The organism is Enterococcus sp. CR-Ec1, from assembly GCF_002850555.1.
Lineage (GTDB): Bacteria > Bacillota > Bacilli > Lactobacillales > Enterococcaceae > Enterococcus_D > Enterococcus_D entomosocium.
The window spans coordinates 1,226,344-1,243,975 of the sequence record NZ_CP025223.1 but is presented as its reverse complement, the minus strand read 5'-3'; the positions used below and the strand labels follow the sequence as shown (position 1 = coordinate 1,243,975).

The window sequence follows — 17,632 nt, the reverse complement described above, 5'->3', positions numbered from 1 at the left end:
AGAAAAAGATTCCTTATTTTTAAGGAATCTTTTTTTGTTGGAAAGTAAATACCTCTGCCTCGATTTGCTTAGAAATAATCTTCCAGAATCGGCTTTCCGTCTGGTAAGTTTTCCTGAATCATCACTGCAGCTTCCTTCTCCGTTTCCATTTGCTGGAAAAAGACCAGAGAATCGAGGGATTGTGCCTGCATGAACAGCTGCACAAAACGCTGAATCGACAAGGTTGCTTTTGGCAGCTTGGTGGCCGTCGTTTTCGTTACCTGATGCTGAGCGGTTTCGATTGTCACTTCATAACAGCCATTATTCCATGGGGCATATTCATCCCCTTGAATTTCTATGGCAAAACCGCCGGCTTTTTTCAATGTGAATGGATAACTTTTTAGAAACCCTTCCACATCGATGACGCGCGCCATCATGTCCGGGCGCACTTGGTAGTGAGCCAATGGTTTGGCCGCGTTTGCTTGTAGGACTTCCCCATCAAACCCTGGTCGATAGTTAATCTGTGCTACTGAATCTGCATGAGAGACGATAAACCGATTAAATCCTTGATACGCGTCAGCGGTCAAATAGCCCCACTCTTGAATATCGAAACGTCCTCCCTCGATAAAGTAAATCAAGTAGCCTTCAGGGACCCCTGCTTCATTGCGATAAATCGCAAACGTATACGGTCGGCGCAAAACAAACTTGATTTCTTCCCACCAGGGTTGGCGAATCAGTCCGCCCTTTTGATGGCGCGGCAATTGATGATAAATCTCGTGAATGATCGGCTGTGCTTCCTCCCAATTCATGCGTTGAATCGTTCCATTCACTTTCTTGCCATCGGGCCATTGATGCGCATCGACTTCATAAACCGTCCGTTCAAAAGTATACTCATACCCATATCTGCGATAAAAAGCAAAGGAGAAAGGTGCCAGATAGGAAAGAACGATTTTTTGTTCATAGCAGTCCTTAATGATTTGTTTCATGATCCGATCGATCCGACCTTGGCTGCGATACTCTGGATACGAAGCCACAAAACCGATCCCTGCCATCGGATAACTCGTTCCATGAAAGTTCACATCAAAAATCGTTGCCATGATTTGGCTCGCCAATTTTCCATTCCCATCGTAGGAACCATAATTCCAAGAATTTTCCGCAAGCTTGCGATAGCGCTTGATATTTGTTTCATTCAATTCCCACTGAAAGGCATAAGAAACCAAGTCCAGTACTTCTTGCGAACCAAATTCGGTCATTTTTTTGACATCTGTCATTCCTTCATCTCCTCTACTTGAAAACACGCAAGAAACGCAAAAAAGGCGTCAGTCGACCCCTTAATATGCTTCTTCCATCATACTCAACATTTTTTTAAATTGCTTGCGTTTGAAATATCCTAGAATCGTACCTAAGAGCATGTCATTTAATTGCTGAATCATGCCTTCAGAAGTCATTTTTTCTTCATAATGCAAGTTGCAGTGCGACTCGTCTATCGCTTCGATCTGATAGTGTACACGGAAGGTATTTTTTTTCGTCGCCGTTTGGAACGCATAGGCTTGATTCTTCTTGACCGTTTCGATTGTTATGGTGGCATTACTATCTTTATAAAACTGTTTAAGATAGCTGTATCCTTCTAATTGCTCTTCAGTAAGTGTTTGATCTGTCGCTTGTTTAATATCATGTAAAACGGAATCGATGATCGTCTTATAAAAAAAGTCAGCGGGTACATTCATTTTTTTAGTGATTTCCATCTTGCGCCTCCTTGTCTTTCTTGTTGCGTTTGTGTCCAATTGAAGCCATGATTCCTCCAATAGCCATTAGAATGACTGACGTGATGAGATTCACCCAGTGGTATTCACCTGACTGCGCGTTAGCGCTGTATATAAATAACATACTACCGATGCTTATAAAAAACAATCCATTTTTAAACATGATATCACCTCACTATTGACTAACGACGTTAAAGTATAGTACTCGACCCCAATCAGTATTTTTGATTGCGTCTTTGGCAAGTTTCGCTGCTTTTTCTTTGTCTTCTGCCGTTGTTTCAAAAATCAACTGAATCCCTTTTTTTTCTTTAAAGGTATACTTGATCTCACCTTCTGTCAAAGACTCAAGTAATGCTTTGATGTTGTCTTGTTGCATCGCGGAATTTACAATAATCATTTTTTCTCCTCCTAAAAAAGATAGCTAGATGGGTGAAGCCACCCATCTAGTTTATTTGATTAGTTCTCTTGGTCTGCTGGATTGATTTTGTTGGCAGCAATAATAAATGGTGCCCAGATCAATAAAGCTACAGCCAAATTAATAATTGTCAAGATGATCGCACGCCAGTCTCCACCGGTAGCTAAGAAGCCGCTTAGGATCGTTGGCATTACCCAAATCACATTTACCACAACTGGTGCAACTAACCCTAAAGTTGTTGCAAAGTAAGCAATCGTTGCTGTAACTAACGGTGCAACAATAAATGGAATGATAAACAATGGGTTTAACACGATTGGTAGACCAAACATTACTGGTTCATTGATATTGAACAACCCAGGTCCAATCCCTAGTTTACCAACTGTCTTATAGTCGGCACGTTTAGAGAATAGCAAGATTGCGATCAAGAGCATTAAAGTCACACCTGCTCCACCAGGCCAAACAAATGCTTCGAATGAACCTGCTACCCATTTATAAGGAACAGCTTCCCCTAATTGATAAGCATTAGTATTTTCAACCATTGCCACACCGTAGATCGATTGTAGAACAGGTCCCATGATATTTGTTCCATGTAATCCAAAGAACCACAAGACATGGACAAGTAAAACAATGATAAATACGGCAAAGTACCCTTGAGAGAGACCCAATAATGGTTTTTGGATCGATTCGGAGATCCAGTCAATTATCGGCATACCGACAAAGCGTTCAAATAGATAGTAAATCAAACCTGAAGCATATAGTCCGGCAATCCCAGGGATAATCGCTGCAAAGGCACGGGAAACTGCTGGTGGCACTGAATCTGGCATTTTGATAATAATATTTTTTTGCATCAATTTTGCAAAGATAATAACTGAAACGAAACCAAAGATGATTGCCGTGAACAATCCAGAGCCACCCATATAGGCGCTAAATGGGAAGTAGCCCCAGCCTGCAGCGCTGATCGTTGAACCATCTGCTGCAAATCCTGATGTAGCACTTGTACTGTTGATCATGTCTACCACGTTTGCTGGTAGTGCTTCTTCTAACGCTAAAGAAAGAGAAGCAGATTGTGGAATACCCATAATAAATGCTGCTAAAGAGACCAACGCACCTGATAGTGCATCAACATTGTAAGCCTTCGCTAAATTATAACCGAATGAAGCTGAGAAGATAACCGCCATAATTGCTAAGGTACCTGTCCAAACTAAACCATTGACTGCGATCACTGGCGTGAAAAATTTCGTGATTGCATTGTCCGCACCAAGATAAGTGTTTGGAAAATCACGCATGAAGGCGTTCAGTAATACTGCAATTGCCCCAGCCATCGTTGCTGGCATCATTCCGATAAAAGCATCCCGCAAGGCAACCAAATGCTTTTGCGCACCAATCTTAGCTGCAACCGGGAGAATGTGTCTCTCCATCCAACTTGTTAATCCATCCATTCTTAATTCCTCCTATAAGTTCTATTCGTCAAAGAAGATTTTTTGATTCATCGACAATAACTACTTCTATCCGTTCAAAGATTATTCGTTATTTAGACGTCGATAGACATCAATGATTTCTTTCGCTAAATCGGTAAATGCGATTGACGTCATTAGGTGATCTTGTGAATGCACGGTCAACAATGTCACGGTCATATGATTGCCTTGCGCTTCTTGTGTCAACAATCCTGTTTGCGAATGATGCGCTTCCACAAGAGATGCTTCAGCATCTTTGATTTTTTGGTCAGCTAATTCGAAGTTCCCTTCTTTTGCTGCCGCGATTGCTTCCATTGCGTCACTTTTTGCATTACCACCATACATGATCAATCCCATAATGGCTTCCAAATTTTGCTCATCCATCTTTAAAAATCCTCCTTACACTTCGATCCTAAAAAATCTTAGTTCATTAATGTTTCTGCTTGTTGCAATACTTTTTCGCCGTTCATCATGCCATAGTCTGCCATGTTGATCACGTCCAAAGGAATGCCTTTTGGTGCTAATTTTTGTTCAAATTGTGATTTCATGAAACGTACTTGTGGTCCTAACAATAGAACATCGACTGGTTTTGACTCCAAATGTTGGTCGGCTTCTGAAGCTGAAACAGCAAAGATATCTGCTTCCATTCCTTTAGCTTCGGCTGCTTTTTGCATTTTTGTCACCAATAGACTGGTACTCATTCCTGCTGAACAAACCAGCATAATCGTTTTTTTCGCCATCGCGCATCTGCTCCTTTCTGTTGTAAGTTACACTTTACTATAAAGCAAAAAGCGTGCCAAAAAAAAATAAGTTCAGACCTTTATTTATCAATGGTCTGAATCAATTTCTCGTTTACACACTCGCAGTTTTTTCATTACACACTAAAATTGTGTGCGGATTCATCATAATTTTTGATTTTGTTTTCTAAAAACATTTGGGTTAAATAGGCGATCTCATCTTCAGAAAATTTGATTTGATAATTTTTTTCAATTTGTAATAAATGGGTTCGTAAAACATCCATTTCAATTCGGTACCGTTTTTGGAAAGTAGCTAAGTTGACGAAAGTACGGGAAGGCTCCTTCTTCAATAAGCTTTCTACCAAAAAGGCTAAATGAATGACTAATCCTGCATCGACGGTTGGTTCTACAATCACATGCAATTGATTTTGAATCTGATGAACGATTCGTTGCAGGCTTTCGATCAGATGATAGACGGACCCAACATGAGTTATCGTATTTTCCAATGAACGCACGATCTTTTCGATCGGCACTTCATCTGAAGCGATTCGTTTTAGCACATTCAAGCGATTGTCATCAAAAACATCATAGGCGGAGAAAAACGGAATGTTTTGATAATCGATCTCGACGGTGCCGGCAATAGCTTTGATCTCATATTCTTCTAGCAAGCCGTCAATATGTTTTTTGAAGGTTTCTTTTTCAATAAATTGCATTTGGATGATCTCGACTTTTGATTGATCGACGACGGGATAAATACGTTGATAAAGTTTGGCAGCGACACCTTCCCCAGTAAAGCAAGTAACGATGACTGCCTTTTTATTTCCTTTTGCTTCACGAACCGTACGGAACTGTTCTTGTACGATGGTTTCAAAAGAACGCTGAATGTTTTGGTAGATATCTTCTAAACTGCGCCCACTCTCTGCCATCCGCAAAGCTTCTAAAACAATCATCGTGCTGACCATCGAAATAGCTTTCGTACGAATCCCCGTCTCTTCGGAAATCAAATTCGCAAATGAATTGAGGGAGCCCATATCGGTTAAAAGCAATAAGCCATTGCTCATCTTCTCTTTGTTTTCATTGATATAATTCAACAGCTGGTCATACATTTGCCCGACTTCCATATCCAAAGACATATTCATTGCCTTGCCATGGTCGGTCTCCAGCAGCTCTTGGGCTGTCTCCAGCATACTGCTGGCAGTTGCCTTGCCATGCATCAAGACAATGATCTCGATTTTTTCAAGGGGCAATGGCGAAGGCTGTTTGACTTGAATCGCTAAAAACATACTGATAAAGCCGATTTCATCAAATGGGATCTCGACATGACGTTCCTCTTCAATGATCGTCGATAAATCCATTGCCACTTGAAATTCGGATTTTAAGTTTTTTCTAATCGTGTTCAAATCCGGATGAACGATCATATGTCCCTCTTTAACACGTTCCAGCGTACTTTGCAAATGCAACGCAAAGGCAAAACGGGCTTTTTCACTATAAGTTCGATCTAACCTCTGACCTGCCAAGTCATAAAGAACATTGGTCAGTTTCCAAATGTCTTCTGGAATCAACTCTTTATGAACAGGGTTTTGGATCAATTCTTCGACATATTTTTCAAAGTAGGCATCCACATCCTTAGAGATCAAGTTTTCTAAATCAACATTGGCTACACCGGTTTCAATCAGTGTGCTGACTTTTTCTTCGATCTCATTGTACACCTGCATATTCCGTTGCGGATCACGAGACCAGACAACATCTGGGTCGCCGGGTTCGAAACTCAGAAAGTCGCCTTTGCCATCTAAAAACCGATCCAAGCGTTCTGACATTTCTTTGATCTTCAACAGCCCTTTTTGAACTTGCAGTGAGCAATCGCCTTTTCGAATCAGGAGGTGTTTTTTCCCATAGGTCCGATAATGTAAGAATGCCTTCGCACAGACGAGTTTCAGGTCTCGCTTGATTTGACCGATGTTGCCTTCTGCATCATAGAGCATAAAGGCCAATATCGCATCTCGCTCGACATCGATCCGCTGATTTAGACGGGTCGCCTCTTGCTTGATAAACAAGGAAATGATTTCATACCGTTCATCTAGCGAACGACTTTCCACATTTGGCAAAGTAATAGCCATGGGAATTCGCCGATTGAAGGTCGTTAAAAAGGTTTCTGATGATTCCGTGGTGGCACCGATGATCTGCACGGCGGCTTCATGAACTTGATTACTTTCCCCTAAAGGACGGTAGATCCCTTTGTCAATGAAGGTAAAGAGCATTTCTTGGCCTTCTGGCGGCAGTCGATGGATCTCATCCAAGAACAATATGCCGCCATCGGCTTTTGCCATAAGTCCTGGACTATCTTCTGCAGCACCTGTGTAGGCCCCTTTTTTGATGCCAAAGATGTGACCAAACAACAACTGCGGATTTTGTGCATAATCCGCACAATTAAACGATACGAAAGGAGCATCTTTTTCTAACATATTTGATTCAACCGCAAAGTGATACATACATTCGGCAAATAGGGATTTACCGGTACCTGTCTCTCCAAAAATAATGGTATGGAGTCCTCTAGGCGGATATAAAATTGCTGCTTTGGCTTGCTGGATACTTACTTTTAAAGAAGCTTGAACCCCAACAAGACTTTCAAAACTCACTTCAGAGGAAACATCCACATGCACCGTTTCTTCTAATGGCTCATAAACGACCGGACGGCCGGAACGTTTGCCGATTTTCTTTTCTTTATAAAGCTCACTGAGATAACGGCTTGCATTGCTGCGATCGATTTGTAAGATTTTAGCGACGTCAACTGCGGTCAACCCTTGCTTATGCAGTTCGATCGTTTGAAAAATCTCTTCTTTTCGCGAATTCATTCGATAGCCTCCTCATTTTTTTACACACTAATAATAAACAACGTTAATGGTAACACAAAAAGACGCTCAATGGCGTCTTTTTCCTTTGTCTTTTTGCTTTTTCGTCTTTTTCTTGGTCTTTTTAACAGGAGTGTGTAATTTTTCAGATGTTTTCTTGGAAATTTTCTGCACACTTACTATTTTCGTTTCTTTCTTGCTTTCCTTTTCGATAACAGGTGCTTCTGTGTGTAATTGTCCCCCATGCAGATAGACTTCCTTGAGTTCTATGGACAATTGATTCGCGATTTTTTTCAAATCCTTCAACGAATGGTCTTGAACGATCGTGACGACGGTTCCTTCTTTGCCCATTCGTCCAACACGTCCTGCCCGGTGCAGATAGGATTCTTTTTCTAACGGGACTTCCGTATTGATGACATAAGGCAAATCCACCACATCTAAGCCGCGAGAGGCGACATCGGTCGTCAATAATTCTACTAGTTTTCCTTGACGGAAGCTCTCCAGTGCGCCTTTTCGGGCAAGTTTGTTTTGGTCAGATGCTAATGATGCCACCGGCAAGCCGTGAAACAGCAGTTTTTCTTCTGCATTTCCCATTGCGCTTAATTCATTGAAGAAAACCAAGGCTTGAAAGCTTGGTAAATGAGCAAAGCGCCTTAAAGCATCCACGATTCGTCGTTGCGGATAATTCAAATAGTAGTGATGGATCACGCCTTTGCTCTGATCTTCTTGGGTAACATCAATGATCAGCGGCTCTTTTGTCACCAATGGTCGAATCTCATCAATCACTTCGTTAGCGGTTGCTGAAAAGAAACTACGCTGGATTTGTTTTGGCAATGTTTGATTGATCTTGGCAGCCAGTGTGAAGGCCCCTTCTTTCAATAATTGGTCAACCTCATCTAATACCAACGATTGCAACTGCTGGGTCTTGATTTTTTTTGCTTTGATCAATTCTAACACTCGGCCTGGGGTGCCAATCAAGACCTCGGGCTTGTCTTTCAGTCTTTCCACTTGGCGTTTTGTACTTGCGCCACCAATTAGCGGCAGAACGGTCAAACCAATGGCTTGGGCCCATTCCCGGGCCACTTCTGTGACTTGCATCGCTAATTCTTGTGAAGAAGTCAAAATCAGCAACTGATTACCTTGCTTTGCCTCGACTTTTGTTAACAGTGGCAAGAGGTACGCCAAAGTTTTACCAGAACCGGTCGGTGAGACTCCAATGACAGACTCACCATCTTTTAAAGGGCCAAAGGTTTTCTCTTGTATCAAGGACGGTGCGTGATACCCTGCCGCCTGCCATTTTTCCTGCCAGATGTCTGGCAATTGTGTCAATTCAAATACTGTCATAAATGTTCCATTCCTTATTTTTTATCTGCATCAAAAATGATGCCTGCTTGTTTACGCATAAGAGCGATGGTTTCATTGACACTGCGAGCAAGTTCCACCCATTCCTCATACCGTTGTCCTTGTTGGGGATCATTTTTGTTTTCGATGATGTCTGCAAAGTCTTGTGCTTCTTCGATCATCGGGTTTTCTAAAGCACTTACTGCTAATGCCTGGGTTTGTTTTGTTTTTCGCTCATAAAATGCGGCTTCTTCGATGGCATTGACGGCATTTAGGTCTAATGTACCGTCTTCAAAATAGATTTCTGAACGCAACTCTGAATCAGCGATTTTTCCTGTTTGGATTGTGACATCAAAGTCAGCATAGCGCAACACTGCAGTCCCGATACCATCTACACCAGTCGGTAATTTACGGGCAAAATAATGAACATCTTGCGGTTTGCCAAACCAAGCGACCGCCGCATAAATCGGATAGACGCCCAAATCTGCTAAGGCACCGCCAGAAAAATGTGGAGAAAAAATATTTGGTTCCTCCCCAGCTAGTACAGCGTCATAACGAGACGAATATTTCATATAAGAAAAGTTCGCCCCAAGAATGGCACCGCGTGTCGGTAAGAATTCGGCTACAGTAGAAAAACTTGCTTCATGGATGTTGCGAGCTGCTTCAAAGAATAATACCTGTTGCTGATTTGCCAATTCGATGATCTCCGCCATTTCCTCAGGCGTTGAAAAGGCTGGCTTCTCCACAATGACATTTTTTCCTGCTAAAATACCTTGCTTGGCTTGTTCAAAGTGCAAACTATTCGGAGACGCGATGTAGACCGTGTCCATATGAGCTAAGCCAAAAAAAGTGTCCAGATCGGTCGCATACTCGATATCCCCATATTTTTCTCCAAAACGTTGTGCCGTTGCTAACTTTCTTGAGTATACGGCAACCAATTGATAGCGTTTGGTTTCGTGGGCTGCTTGTACAAATTGATCGGTGATCCAATTTGTGCCGATAATCCCTAAATGAATCATGTTTTTTCCTTCTTTCTTCTATAGATTAGGGTCGTCAAAGACGACATTCAAATCAAAAGGGATTGGTTCTTTGACCGTGATCATCCCTTGGTTTACTTGGCAATTATAGGCAAACACTTCGACACCCTTGCTTTGCGCTTCAGCGATTTTAGTGGCCAGATCCGGTTGCATCTGTCGATGGATCGTGGCGATTTGCACCGCTTCAAATTGGATCATAAACAAAACCGCCGCATAATAGCCAGCTTCTTTGGCATGGATCAATTCATTGACGTGTTTCAAGCCACGAATGGTTGGTGCATCTGGAAAAGCACCGACTTGCTTGTTTTCAAGGGTCATTCCCTTGATTTCTAAAAAGCCTTTTTCTTGTTCATCTGTTTCAAAATAAAGGTCGAATTTTGATGTCCCATAGACAACTTCCCTTCGCAAAAGCGCGATTCTCCCTTTGATATTTGGCAACTGGATCGTGCCATCCAAGAGGCCTTCATAGCCTAAACGATTCGGTACTTGACTATCGATGTTGATCCATTGGTCTTGTTTCTTGACTGAGATCAAGTCGTAATTGGTTTTGCGTTTCGGATTGTCCCAATATTGCAGGGTAACAAGCGCACCTTTGTGCAAGAGCTCTTTTCCTCGTCCGGTATTTTTTACATGGACGATTACTTCTTGACCGTCAACGAGACATCGGGCAATGAACCGGTTGTCTCGCACGAGAAACGTGGCTAAAAGGGTATTCGGATAATTCATTTTCTCACCTGCTCTTTTGAATCATAGCATATTTTGATAAAAACTTCTAAACTTCAAACTAAAGTACCATGCTTTTTTACCTTCTCATGGTATACTTATGGCAATTATTTTCTAGTGCGAAAAAGTGGACACCTGTCCACAAGGCACAACTTGATGAATCGTAAATGATAGGACGTGTATAAATGAAGAAAAGGTCTATTTTGATTGGTTTATCTCTTGCAACGGGCGTGGTCAGCTCCTTGCTGTTGCGAAAAGAAAAACAAAAAAATGAGAATCGCCAGAATTTCATTGGTAATTGGCGTTTTACTTCCAAGACAAAAGAAGATGTCACGATAGAAATAGCCAATGATTATTCATTGACCATCGAAGGCAAGCCTTTGACTGCTTCCATCGTTGAATTGACTCCGATGCGGTTAGTTTTACTGGACACATTTGGCTATCATTTAGTTCTTGAACAAAAAGGCTCCGTCATTACTTTATATGATGAAGCAGAAGATTGCCACTATTCTTTGACAAAAATCATCTAAAATCGCTGAGAAAGCCAAGTTCATGTTTTCTTCACATTTTCTTCGGTCAATTCTCAGACTTTTTATCAGCATTTCTTGGCAATCCATGCTATCATTAACTTAACAAGTGGTTGAACAAGGTGTTCCGTTGAGTGATGTTTGATCGTTCATAGATTAAGGTGTAGGTTCGATTCCTACCTTCCACATTTATTTTAAATAGAAAGAAGGGATTTTTATGTTAACGACCTTTATTTCACTCTTTTCCATCTTTGCTTTAGCTGCATTGTTAGCTGGGACATTCTTTTTAGCAAAATTGGCTATGCAACAAGAAACGAAGGCGGTGAAAGTTCCCGTCAGAGTCCAAAACCAAAACCCGAGAATCCATTCCAATCGTCGCTAAGTGAATCAGTTTGATCCTATGTCAATTCACAAAAACTTGCCTTCTATTTTATAGGAAGGTAAGTTTTTTTGTTAGCTATTATTTACAGTAAACAACCTTAGTCACGTAACGTCTCAGTTTGTCTACTGAGGGATCGGTCTTACGCAATTAAATGCTAAGTTTTCTCTTAGAGTATTGCAACGGTGGATACTCTTTGTTAAAATTTTTGCTTAGATACAACTTTAAAGGAGCTACTACATATATGCAGAAAATAACCAAGTTCGGGTATTCCATCGTTGCTGCTTTGGCAATCCTCTTTGCTGCTGCCGGCTTACCCGTCGTTTCGTATGCTGATGATACAGCTATGAGCGCCGAAGAGATCCAAGATTTTTCAGTCGATGCAAAAGCCGCTTACTCCATTGATTTTGACACAGGCAAAGTGTTGTATGATCAAGATGGTGAGACCGCCATGGGCATCGCCTCCATCACCAAGATCATCAGTCTCTACCTTGTAGCTGAGCAAGTAGAGCAAGGAACCATCGCTTGGGATGATCCTGTCCCTATTTCAGATTATGCCGCGAATCTCAGCGTGTCGCCAAACTTATCGAATGTCCCTTTGCATCAAGACGTTACCTATACAGTAAAAGATTTGTATGATGCCAGTTATATCCAATCTGCAAATGCTGCAATCGTAGCGCTCGCGGAGCTGATTGCTGGGTCTGAAAGTGCCTTTGTTGATCAAATGCAAGAAAAAGTGCAATCATGGGGCATTACCGATGCAAAGATCGTTAATGCTTCTGGCTTGAACAATACTTATTTAGGGGACAATATCTATCCCGGGTCAACTTCCACTGACGAAAACGAACTATCCGCAAAAGATGTCGCCCTGATTGCTCGCCATTTGCTGCAAGACTTTCCAGACGTTTTAGAAGTAACAAGTCTTTCCACCAAACAATTTGGCGAAGGTTCCTATTCGCCTGTCGAGATGGTCAATTGGAACTGGATGCTTCCAGGTTTTACGAATACTAAAGATGGTGTTGACGGTCTTAAGACTGGTACGACAGATATGGCAGGCGCCTGCTTTGTCGGAACCGCCGTCAAGGATGGTCAACGAATTATCACCGTCGTGCTAAACGTCAATGGTCATGCGGAAAATCCAAGCGTACGTTTTATCGAAACAGGTCGGTTGATGGACTACTCCTTCGATGCTTGGGAACAAGTAGAAATTCTACCAGAAAATGCACAGTTAGAAGATACACAGACGGTGGCAGTCAAAGATGGGAAAGAATTGAGTGTTCCCGTTGCCTTAAATCAAGGTTTGACCTTATGGGTACGTGGAGATATGGATGCAACAGCCTTTGAAACAACCATTGACTTTAATGAGCATTATCGTGATTCTGCCCTGCAAGCGCCATTGACTGAGGGCACAGAAGTCGGTACTGTAAGTGCTTCGATTCCAGCTGATACGCTTGGTTATATTGATGCTTCTGATCATGACGAAACTGCAGGATTGGTCACAACACAAACGGTAGAAAAAGCCAACATCTTTGTTCGTGCTTGGCGCGGTGTGTCTACCTTTTTCGAGAATCTTTTTTAATCCAAACCAAAGAAAAAATCTGTCCTGAGCAAAGATTGCTTCTCGGACAGATTTTTTTTATTCTACCGTTTCCACCGTTGCTGCTGCCAAAGGCTCAACAGGGAAAAACAATTCAACTTCCCCTTCTTTAAAATGAGGAAGATATCTTTCTTGGATCGCTGCTGACAAGTGGACGTTATTTTCTGGTAAAACTTCCATCAACATTTTTTCAGTCATCATGGTCAAGTTTTTTTCATCCGTTTTTACAACGAGATAGGTCATTGCGGGCATTTCCCAACGGACCCAACCGACGGGAGGAAAATTTTCTGTATGGACTTGAACGCCTGCCAAATAACGGCCGGTTTCTTGCCAAGGCTCTAACCAATTGGTGCCATCACTCATTAAGCCCCAAAATTCCAGTTCTTCTGCCTTTTGATCGCTCACTAGAAATTCGATCTCTTCAAAATCCTTTGTTGCAAGTTCCCATAGCGCTGGTACCCAAGAAGCTCCTTCTTCCGCTAATCCCTTGCCTTCTTTTCCGATCACATAAAAAGCGGGCCGTTCAACGCGAATCACTTCACCTAATTGCATGTTCCTTCCTCCTTCTTTTCTTCATTTTAGCGAATTGCAAGAAATTCAGCAACTTTGACCTTAGCAACAAGCAATTTTTGTCATTTTTCGGTATACTAGGTGTATCGTTAAAGGAGTGAAAAACATGGATTTTACGCAATTGCTGATTTTTGCCATCAGCTATTTGACGGGTGTGATCGTCGTTCAAAAGTGGCGCAAGAATAAAGATGAGCCAGATATTTTCTTTTTTGAGTGCTGTTGGACGATTTTAGCCCTGCTGATTTATTTAGCCGTCTCAGAATTACGGACAGGCAGTTTCTTTATTCTAATACCAGTTGCCTTCGCCGGCCTTTTTTTATTTTCTTATCGGCGTAACAAGCACCGACTCGTAAATGGCTTGCTCTTTAATTTGTTTGTCTTAGCATTTGGTGGCTACCTAGTCATTAATCTATACCGAACACAAGATATTCTTGTAGGTGGTCTATTGGCTGTTTTGCTAGCGATCTTCTTTGCTGTATTATTATTCGGCTTAGCCATTCTCGTGGTCTTTCTTTACTGGAATTCCATTATTGTTTTACGAAGAGAGTCGCGATCAATCGCCAATCTATTGACCCTGATCTTAGCAGTGGTTTTGACCGTTTTATTATTTTCAGATACCCTTTTGCACTTTTTCCCGGATTGGATCCGAACCTTATTCGGCGTTGTTCCCCTAAGTCTGATGTATCTATTTGTGGTCTTTTTGAACTTTTTATCGATTTCAGTCATTTATCAGTTCAATCATCCTCGTTACAATCAAGATTTTATCATCGTCTTAGGAGCAGGTCTTTTGAATGGCACCACGGTCTCCCCTTTATTGGCCAAGCGTATCAATAAAGCAATCTCGTTCTACGAAGCGCAATTTAAAGCGAAAAAAACCGCTCCTCGGTTACTGATGTCAGGCGGCCAAGGAAGCGATGAAAAGCTGCCAGAAGCTGTCGCGATGAAAGAATATGCAGTTGCGCAAGGAGTGCCCGAAGGAGAGATTTTAGTAGAAACAAATTCCACGACTACTTATGAAAACATGAAGTTTTCGAAAGAAATCATGGATTCCTTAAAGCCAAATGGCTACAAAGTTATTTTTTCCTCCAACAATTACCATATTTTTCGTGCCGGTCTCTATGCAGATCAAGCACAACTTAAAGCGGATGGTATCGGAGCACCCACCGCCTTTTACTATTTACCAAATGCCTTCTTACGAGAATTCGTAGCGATCCTTTTTATGCACAAAAGACGACACTTAATGGTATTGATCACCTTACTGATCCTTTATGTAGGCGCAGCGATCCTCCAACTTATTTTTGGCTAAGCAAACAAAAAAAGTTCTTTGAACCGGCTGGTTCGAAGAACTTTTTTCTTATTGAATCGTACGATGTTTCTTCCAGAAACGTTGTTGCCATTTTTCTTTCATACTTTCTGTAAGTGGTTCTGATGCTTCTTTGATCGCACAATATTTGTCAACCATTGTGACAATATAGCTTTCTTTATAACGTGGCGGCGCAATCGTTGCTCCCCACATATGTTTCAAGATGATATCTTTTTCTAGATCACTTAGTTCAGTGATTTTTTCAGCATTTTTTACTGCAATTCGTGGATGCATATACGCATGGGTACCTTCATCAAACTTTGTGGTACGCCAGTCATAGTAGAATAAATCATGAAGGAGTCCTGCACGAGCTGTTGCACGAGCATCGCCGCCCCATTTCTTGGCCAATTTGTAACTATAATAAGAGACGCTGATCGAATGTTCCAAACGTGTGGAGTTCATATGCTGCACAAAGTTGGCTAATTTTTTTACAGCTTCTGTTTCTAACAGGTCAGCCACGTAAGACATATATTCGCTATCTTCTTGCCATTTTTCTGTCATAAATTTTTGTCTGCCACCTTTTTTTGATCTGCTTGATTGTTACAAGACAAAGTATAGCACCTATTCATCGAAGATTCTAGGTGAGGTGCAATAGATTCAAATAGTTTAACAGTTCCTTAAAAATCTAACTGACAGAAAAATACATCAAAATTCCGGCTGCAATGGCGACGTTCAATGATTCCGCCTGACCATAGATGGGAATATACACATTTTTGTCAGTCAAAGCCAACAGTTCTGGGTGAACCCCTTGTCCCTCGTTACCTAAAATGAAGGCAGCTGTTTGTTCTTTAGGAAGCTCGGTATAAGGAACGGCTTCTTTATTTAATTCGGTGCCATAAATCGTCACGCCAGCTGAGCGTAGCTGCTTTAGAAATGGCGGGATCGCTCCTTCTAAAATCGGTAAATGATAGTTGCTTCCTTGCATGCTGCGCAAGACTTTTGTGCTGTAAAGATCTGCTGTTCCTTCGCCGAGAAACACCCCGCTAAATCCAACAGCATCCGCTGTTCGAATCATGGTACCAACGTTCCCGGGATCTTGCACATTATCTAAAATCAACCAATTACCCGTCAGTGTCTGTAAGTTTTGCTCTTGCTTTTCCACCACGGCAAAAATTCCTTGTGGTGTTGGTAAATCAGAAAGCATCGCTGCGATCTCCTCTGTGATCAAATAGCTTTCTTCCTGATAATCATCGAGCTGCCCGTTGGCTTCGCTTAACCCTCGCGGTGTCACCAACAACGCTTTGATAGGTACTTTGGCCTGCAGCGCTTCTTGCACTAAATGCCAGCCATCGATCAAATACGTATTGGTCTGTGTACGGTGTTTTTTTTGTGTTAGTTTTTTGATTTCCTTGATAAAGGTATTTTTTTTCGATTGAATTTCTTTCATGTGGTCACCTCGATTTATTATAGCATGAGTCAATCGATCTAACTTGTTCTTTTACTGAAAAAACGCTATCATTATAAGCAGAGGAGGGATTGTCCATGAAGAAACTACGAATCCATGTTCAAGGGCGTGTCCAAGGTGTCGGCTTTCGTTATACCACGAAAATGCTTGCCGATCAATTAGGGGTCACAGGATCTGTAAAAAATGAGGCAGATGGTTCTGTTTCGATTGAAGCGATGGGAGATGAAAAAATCATCGATGCCTTTGTTGCCGGAGTGAAAGATTCTCCTTCTCCCGCTGGAAAAGTGAACCAAATCGACATCCAACCAGACGATACCATTAAAGAACGTACTAGCTTTGATGTAGTCTATTATTGATAATTGAATGTTTTCTAAGTCGAAAGATTGATTTTTCAATGAATTTCTCTTTGTACATTGAAATAGTCGGTCTTTTTTAGTATAGTTATTTTTGTCTAAATTTATTGTGAAGAGGAAGAATAGAATGTCTAAAATGAATAAATGGCTGCTTTCATCAGGATTATTTGGCCTGTTATTAGCATTATCAGGCTGTGTCAGTACCAATGCTGATGGTACGCCGAAAGAAACAGGAATGATTTATCGCTTTTTGGTGAAACCTTTAGGTGATATGATCACGATGCTCGTTGAAAACTTCAACTGGTCTTACGGCTGGGCGATCATCGCCGTAACGATCGTTGTCCGCGTCATTATCTTACCATTAGGGATCCATCAGTCTCGAAAAACGATGATTCAAAGTGAAAAAATGCAGTTTCTGAAACCTCAAGTGGATATTGCGCAAGCCAATTTGAAGAAAGCAACCACTCGGGAAGAACAAATGCAAGCGCAAGCGGAGATGCAAAAAATCTATTCTGAAAACAACGTCAGTATGTTTGGCGGTATCGGTTGCTTGCCTTTACTGATTCAGATGCCGATCTTCTCTGCCCTCTACTTCACCGCCCGTTACACACAAGGAATCCAAAACTCTGAGTTCTTTGGCGTATCATTAGGTGACCCAAGCATCCTCTTTGTGGCGATTGCTGGTATTTCCTACCTGGCACAAGGATACATCTCAACCATTGGGATTCCAGAAGAACAGAAAAAAACGATGAAAACCATGTTGATCGTTTCTCCATTGATGATCGTTTTCATGTCAATGAGTGCACCAGCTGGTGTGACACTTTATTGGGTAGTCGGTGGGGTCTTCAGTTGTATCCAAACATTTATCACGAATGTCATCATGAAACCAAAAATTCGTGCCCAAGTCGAAGCAGAAATGAAAGCCAATCCGCCAAAAACGGTGGTTACGCCTCGCAAAGATGTAACTCCTGAAAAAACAGAAGCTGTCAAAAAAGCGTTGAACACGACAAAGCCTAGTGGAAAAGGTCGTAACGCAGGCAAGCAGCAACGTTAGTAATTCTTGACCAAATCGCTCAATGAGTGGTTTGGTTTTTTGTTGTTTTCAAATGGGAATCAGTTGCTTCTTCTTCTGCCTTTCGC

Annotated in this window: 20 protein-coding genes; 6 read left to right on the top strand and 14 right to left on the bottom strand. The window is 41.7% G+C overall.

Going from position 1 to position 17,632, the window contains the following annotated elements:
• Nucleotides 1-68: 68 nt before the first annotated feature.
• The 11 genes from CXM95_RS06005 to sfsA form a co-directional block, all read right to left on the bottom strand.
• On the bottom strand, nucleotides 69-1,250 hold the full coding sequence (locus CXM95_RS06005; protein ID WP_086299620.1) for a GNAT family N-acetyltransferase: 1,182 nt from the start codon (nucleotides 1,248-1,250) through the stop codon (nucleotides 69-71).
• A 60-nt stretch (nucleotides 1,251-1,310) separates the two neighbouring features.
• A complete protein-coding gene (locus CXM95_RS06000; protein ID WP_101698915.1) occupies nucleotides 1,311-1,724 on the bottom strand; it encodes a DUF3284 domain-containing protein in 414 nt (137 codons plus the stop codon).
• Nucleotides 1,711-1,905 carry a hypothetical protein gene (locus CXM95_RS05995; RefSeq protein ID WP_005236946.1) on the bottom strand — a complete coding sequence of 65 codons (195 nt, stop codon included), beginning with the start codon at nucleotides 1,903-1,905 and terminating at the stop codon, nucleotides 1,711-1,713. Before CXM95_RS05995 ends, CXM95_RS06000 begins: the two co-directional genes overlap by 14 nt.
• 12 nt (nucleotides 1,906-1,917) lie before the next feature.
• Nucleotides 1,918-2,139: a hypothetical protein gene (locus CXM95_RS05990; RefSeq protein ID WP_005236947.1), complete on the bottom strand. Its 222-nt coding sequence runs from the start codon at nucleotides 2,137-2,139 to the stop codon at nucleotides 1,918-1,920.
• A gap of 59 nt (nucleotides 2,140-2,198) precedes the next feature.
• Nucleotides 2,199-3,596 carry a PTS sugar transporter subunit IIC gene (locus tag CXM95_RS05985; RefSeq protein WP_005236948.1) on the bottom strand — a complete coding sequence of 466 codons (1,398 nt, stop codon included), beginning with the start codon at nucleotides 3,594-3,596 and terminating at the stop codon, nucleotides 2,199-2,201.
• An 81-nt stretch (nucleotides 3,597-3,677) separates the two neighbouring features.
• Nucleotides 3,678-3,995, bottom strand: coding sequence for a PTS lactose/cellobiose transporter subunit IIA (locus CXM95_RS05980; protein ID WP_005236949.1), 318 nt, complete (start codon nucleotides 3,993-3,995; stop codon nucleotides 3,678-3,680).
• A gap of 38 nt (nucleotides 3,996-4,033) precedes the next feature.
• The gene (locus CXM95_RS05975; RefSeq protein WP_005229471.1) at nucleotides 4,034-4,351 is read right to left on the bottom strand and encodes a PTS sugar transporter subunit IIB; all 318 of its coding nucleotides are present in this window, start codon (nucleotides 4,349-4,351) and stop codon (nucleotides 4,034-4,036) included.
• Between the two features lie 134 nt (nucleotides 4,352-4,485).
• Nucleotides 4,486-7,200, bottom strand: coding sequence for a sigma 54-interacting transcriptional regulator (locus CXM95_RS05970; protein ID WP_016613177.1), 2,715 nt, complete (start codon nucleotides 7,198-7,200; stop codon nucleotides 4,486-4,488).
• 66 nt (nucleotides 7,201-7,266) lie between these two features.
• Nucleotides 7,267-8,541 (bottom strand): DEAD/DEAH box helicase, encoded by a 1,275-nt coding sequence (locus CXM95_RS05965; protein WP_086299621.1) that lies wholly within the window; start codon nucleotides 8,539-8,541, stop codon nucleotides 7,267-7,269.
• 14 nt (nucleotides 8,542-8,555) lie between these two features.
• The gene (locus tag CXM95_RS05960; protein ID WP_008381134.1) at nucleotides 8,556-9,557 is read right to left on the bottom strand and encodes a Gfo/Idh/MocA family protein; all 1,002 of its coding nucleotides are present in this window, start codon (nucleotides 9,555-9,557) and stop codon (nucleotides 8,556-8,558) included.
• Nucleotides 9,558-9,575: 18 nt separating this feature from the next.
• The gene (gene sfsA, locus CXM95_RS05955; RefSeq protein WP_016613175.1) at nucleotides 9,576-10,301 is read right to left on the bottom strand and encodes a DNA/RNA nuclease SfsA; all 726 of its coding nucleotides are present in this window, start codon (nucleotides 10,299-10,301) and stop codon (nucleotides 9,576-9,578) included.
• A gap of 182 nt (nucleotides 10,302-10,483) precedes the next feature.
• Here sfsA and CXM95_RS05950 point away from each other — a divergent pair, with 182 nt between their 5' ends.
• The 3 genes from CXM95_RS05950 (at nucleotide 10,484) to CXM95_RS05945 (ending at nucleotide 12,783) form a co-directional block, all read left to right on the top strand.
• The gene (locus CXM95_RS05950) at nucleotides 10,484-10,828 is read left to right on the top strand and encodes a DUF4828 domain-containing protein (RefSeq protein ID WP_008381130.1); all 345 of its coding nucleotides are present in this window, start codon (nucleotides 10,484-10,486) and stop codon (nucleotides 10,826-10,828) included.
• A gap of 214 nt (nucleotides 10,829-11,042) precedes the next feature.
• Nucleotides 11,043-11,207: a hypothetical protein gene (locus CXM95_RS18825; RefSeq protein ID WP_008381128.1), complete on the top strand. Its 165-nt coding sequence runs from the start codon at nucleotides 11,043-11,045 to the stop codon at nucleotides 11,205-11,207.
• A gap of 241 nt (nucleotides 11,208-11,448) precedes the next feature.
• Nucleotides 11,449-12,783: a serine hydrolase gene (locus CXM95_RS05945; RefSeq protein ID WP_016621251.1), complete on the top strand. Its 1,335-nt coding sequence runs from the start codon at nucleotides 11,449-11,451 to the stop codon at nucleotides 12,781-12,783.
• Nucleotides 12,784-12,840: 57 nt separating this feature from the next.
• On the opposite strand, the gene CXM95_RS05940 is transcribed toward CXM95_RS05945, so the two are convergent.
• On the bottom strand, nucleotides 12,841-13,353 hold the full coding sequence (locus CXM95_RS05940; RefSeq protein ID WP_008381124.1) for a GyrI-like domain-containing protein: 513 nt from the start codon (nucleotides 13,351-13,353) through the stop codon (nucleotides 12,841-12,843).
• Nucleotides 13,354-13,477: 124 nt separating this feature from the next.
• Between CXM95_RS05940 and CXM95_RS05935 the strand changes: the two genes are divergently transcribed.
• Nucleotides 13,478-14,677 (top strand): YdcF family protein, encoded by a 1,200-nt coding sequence (locus CXM95_RS05935; RefSeq protein WP_086299623.1) that lies wholly within the window; start codon nucleotides 13,478-13,480, stop codon nucleotides 14,675-14,677.
• Between the two features lie 48 nt (nucleotides 14,678-14,725).
• Here CXM95_RS05935 and CXM95_RS05930 read toward each other — a convergent pair whose 3' ends face one another.
• Together CXM95_RS05930 and CXM95_RS05925 are read right to left on the bottom strand one after the other, a co-directional pair.
• Nucleotides 14,726-15,235: an HD domain-containing protein gene (locus CXM95_RS05930; RefSeq protein WP_005236965.1), complete on the bottom strand. Its 510-nt coding sequence runs from the start codon at nucleotides 15,233-15,235 to the stop codon at nucleotides 14,726-14,728.
• A gap of 124 nt (nucleotides 15,236-15,359) precedes the next feature.
• Nucleotides 15,360-16,121 carry a TrmH family RNA methyltransferase gene (locus tag CXM95_RS05925; RefSeq protein ID WP_086299624.1) on the bottom strand — a complete coding sequence of 254 codons (762 nt, stop codon included), beginning with the start codon at nucleotides 16,119-16,121 and terminating at the stop codon, nucleotides 15,360-15,362.
• 95 nt (nucleotides 16,122-16,216) lie between these two features.
• On the opposite strand from CXM95_RS05925, the gene CXM95_RS05920 reads away from it, so the two are divergent.
• Both CXM95_RS05920 and yidC read left to right on the top strand, forming a co-directional pair.
• Nucleotides 16,217-16,495, top strand: a complete 279-nt coding sequence (locus tag CXM95_RS05920; RefSeq protein ID WP_005236969.1) for an acylphosphatase — start codon at nucleotides 16,217-16,219, stop codon at nucleotides 16,493-16,495.
• A gap of 124 nt (nucleotides 16,496-16,619) precedes the next feature.
• On the top strand, nucleotides 16,620-17,546 hold the full coding sequence (gene yidC, locus CXM95_RS05915) for a membrane protein insertase YidC (protein ID WP_086299625.1): 927 nt from the start codon (nucleotides 16,620-16,622) through the stop codon (nucleotides 17,544-17,546).
• The last annotated feature ends 86 nt before the right edge of the window (nucleotides 17,547-17,632 follow it).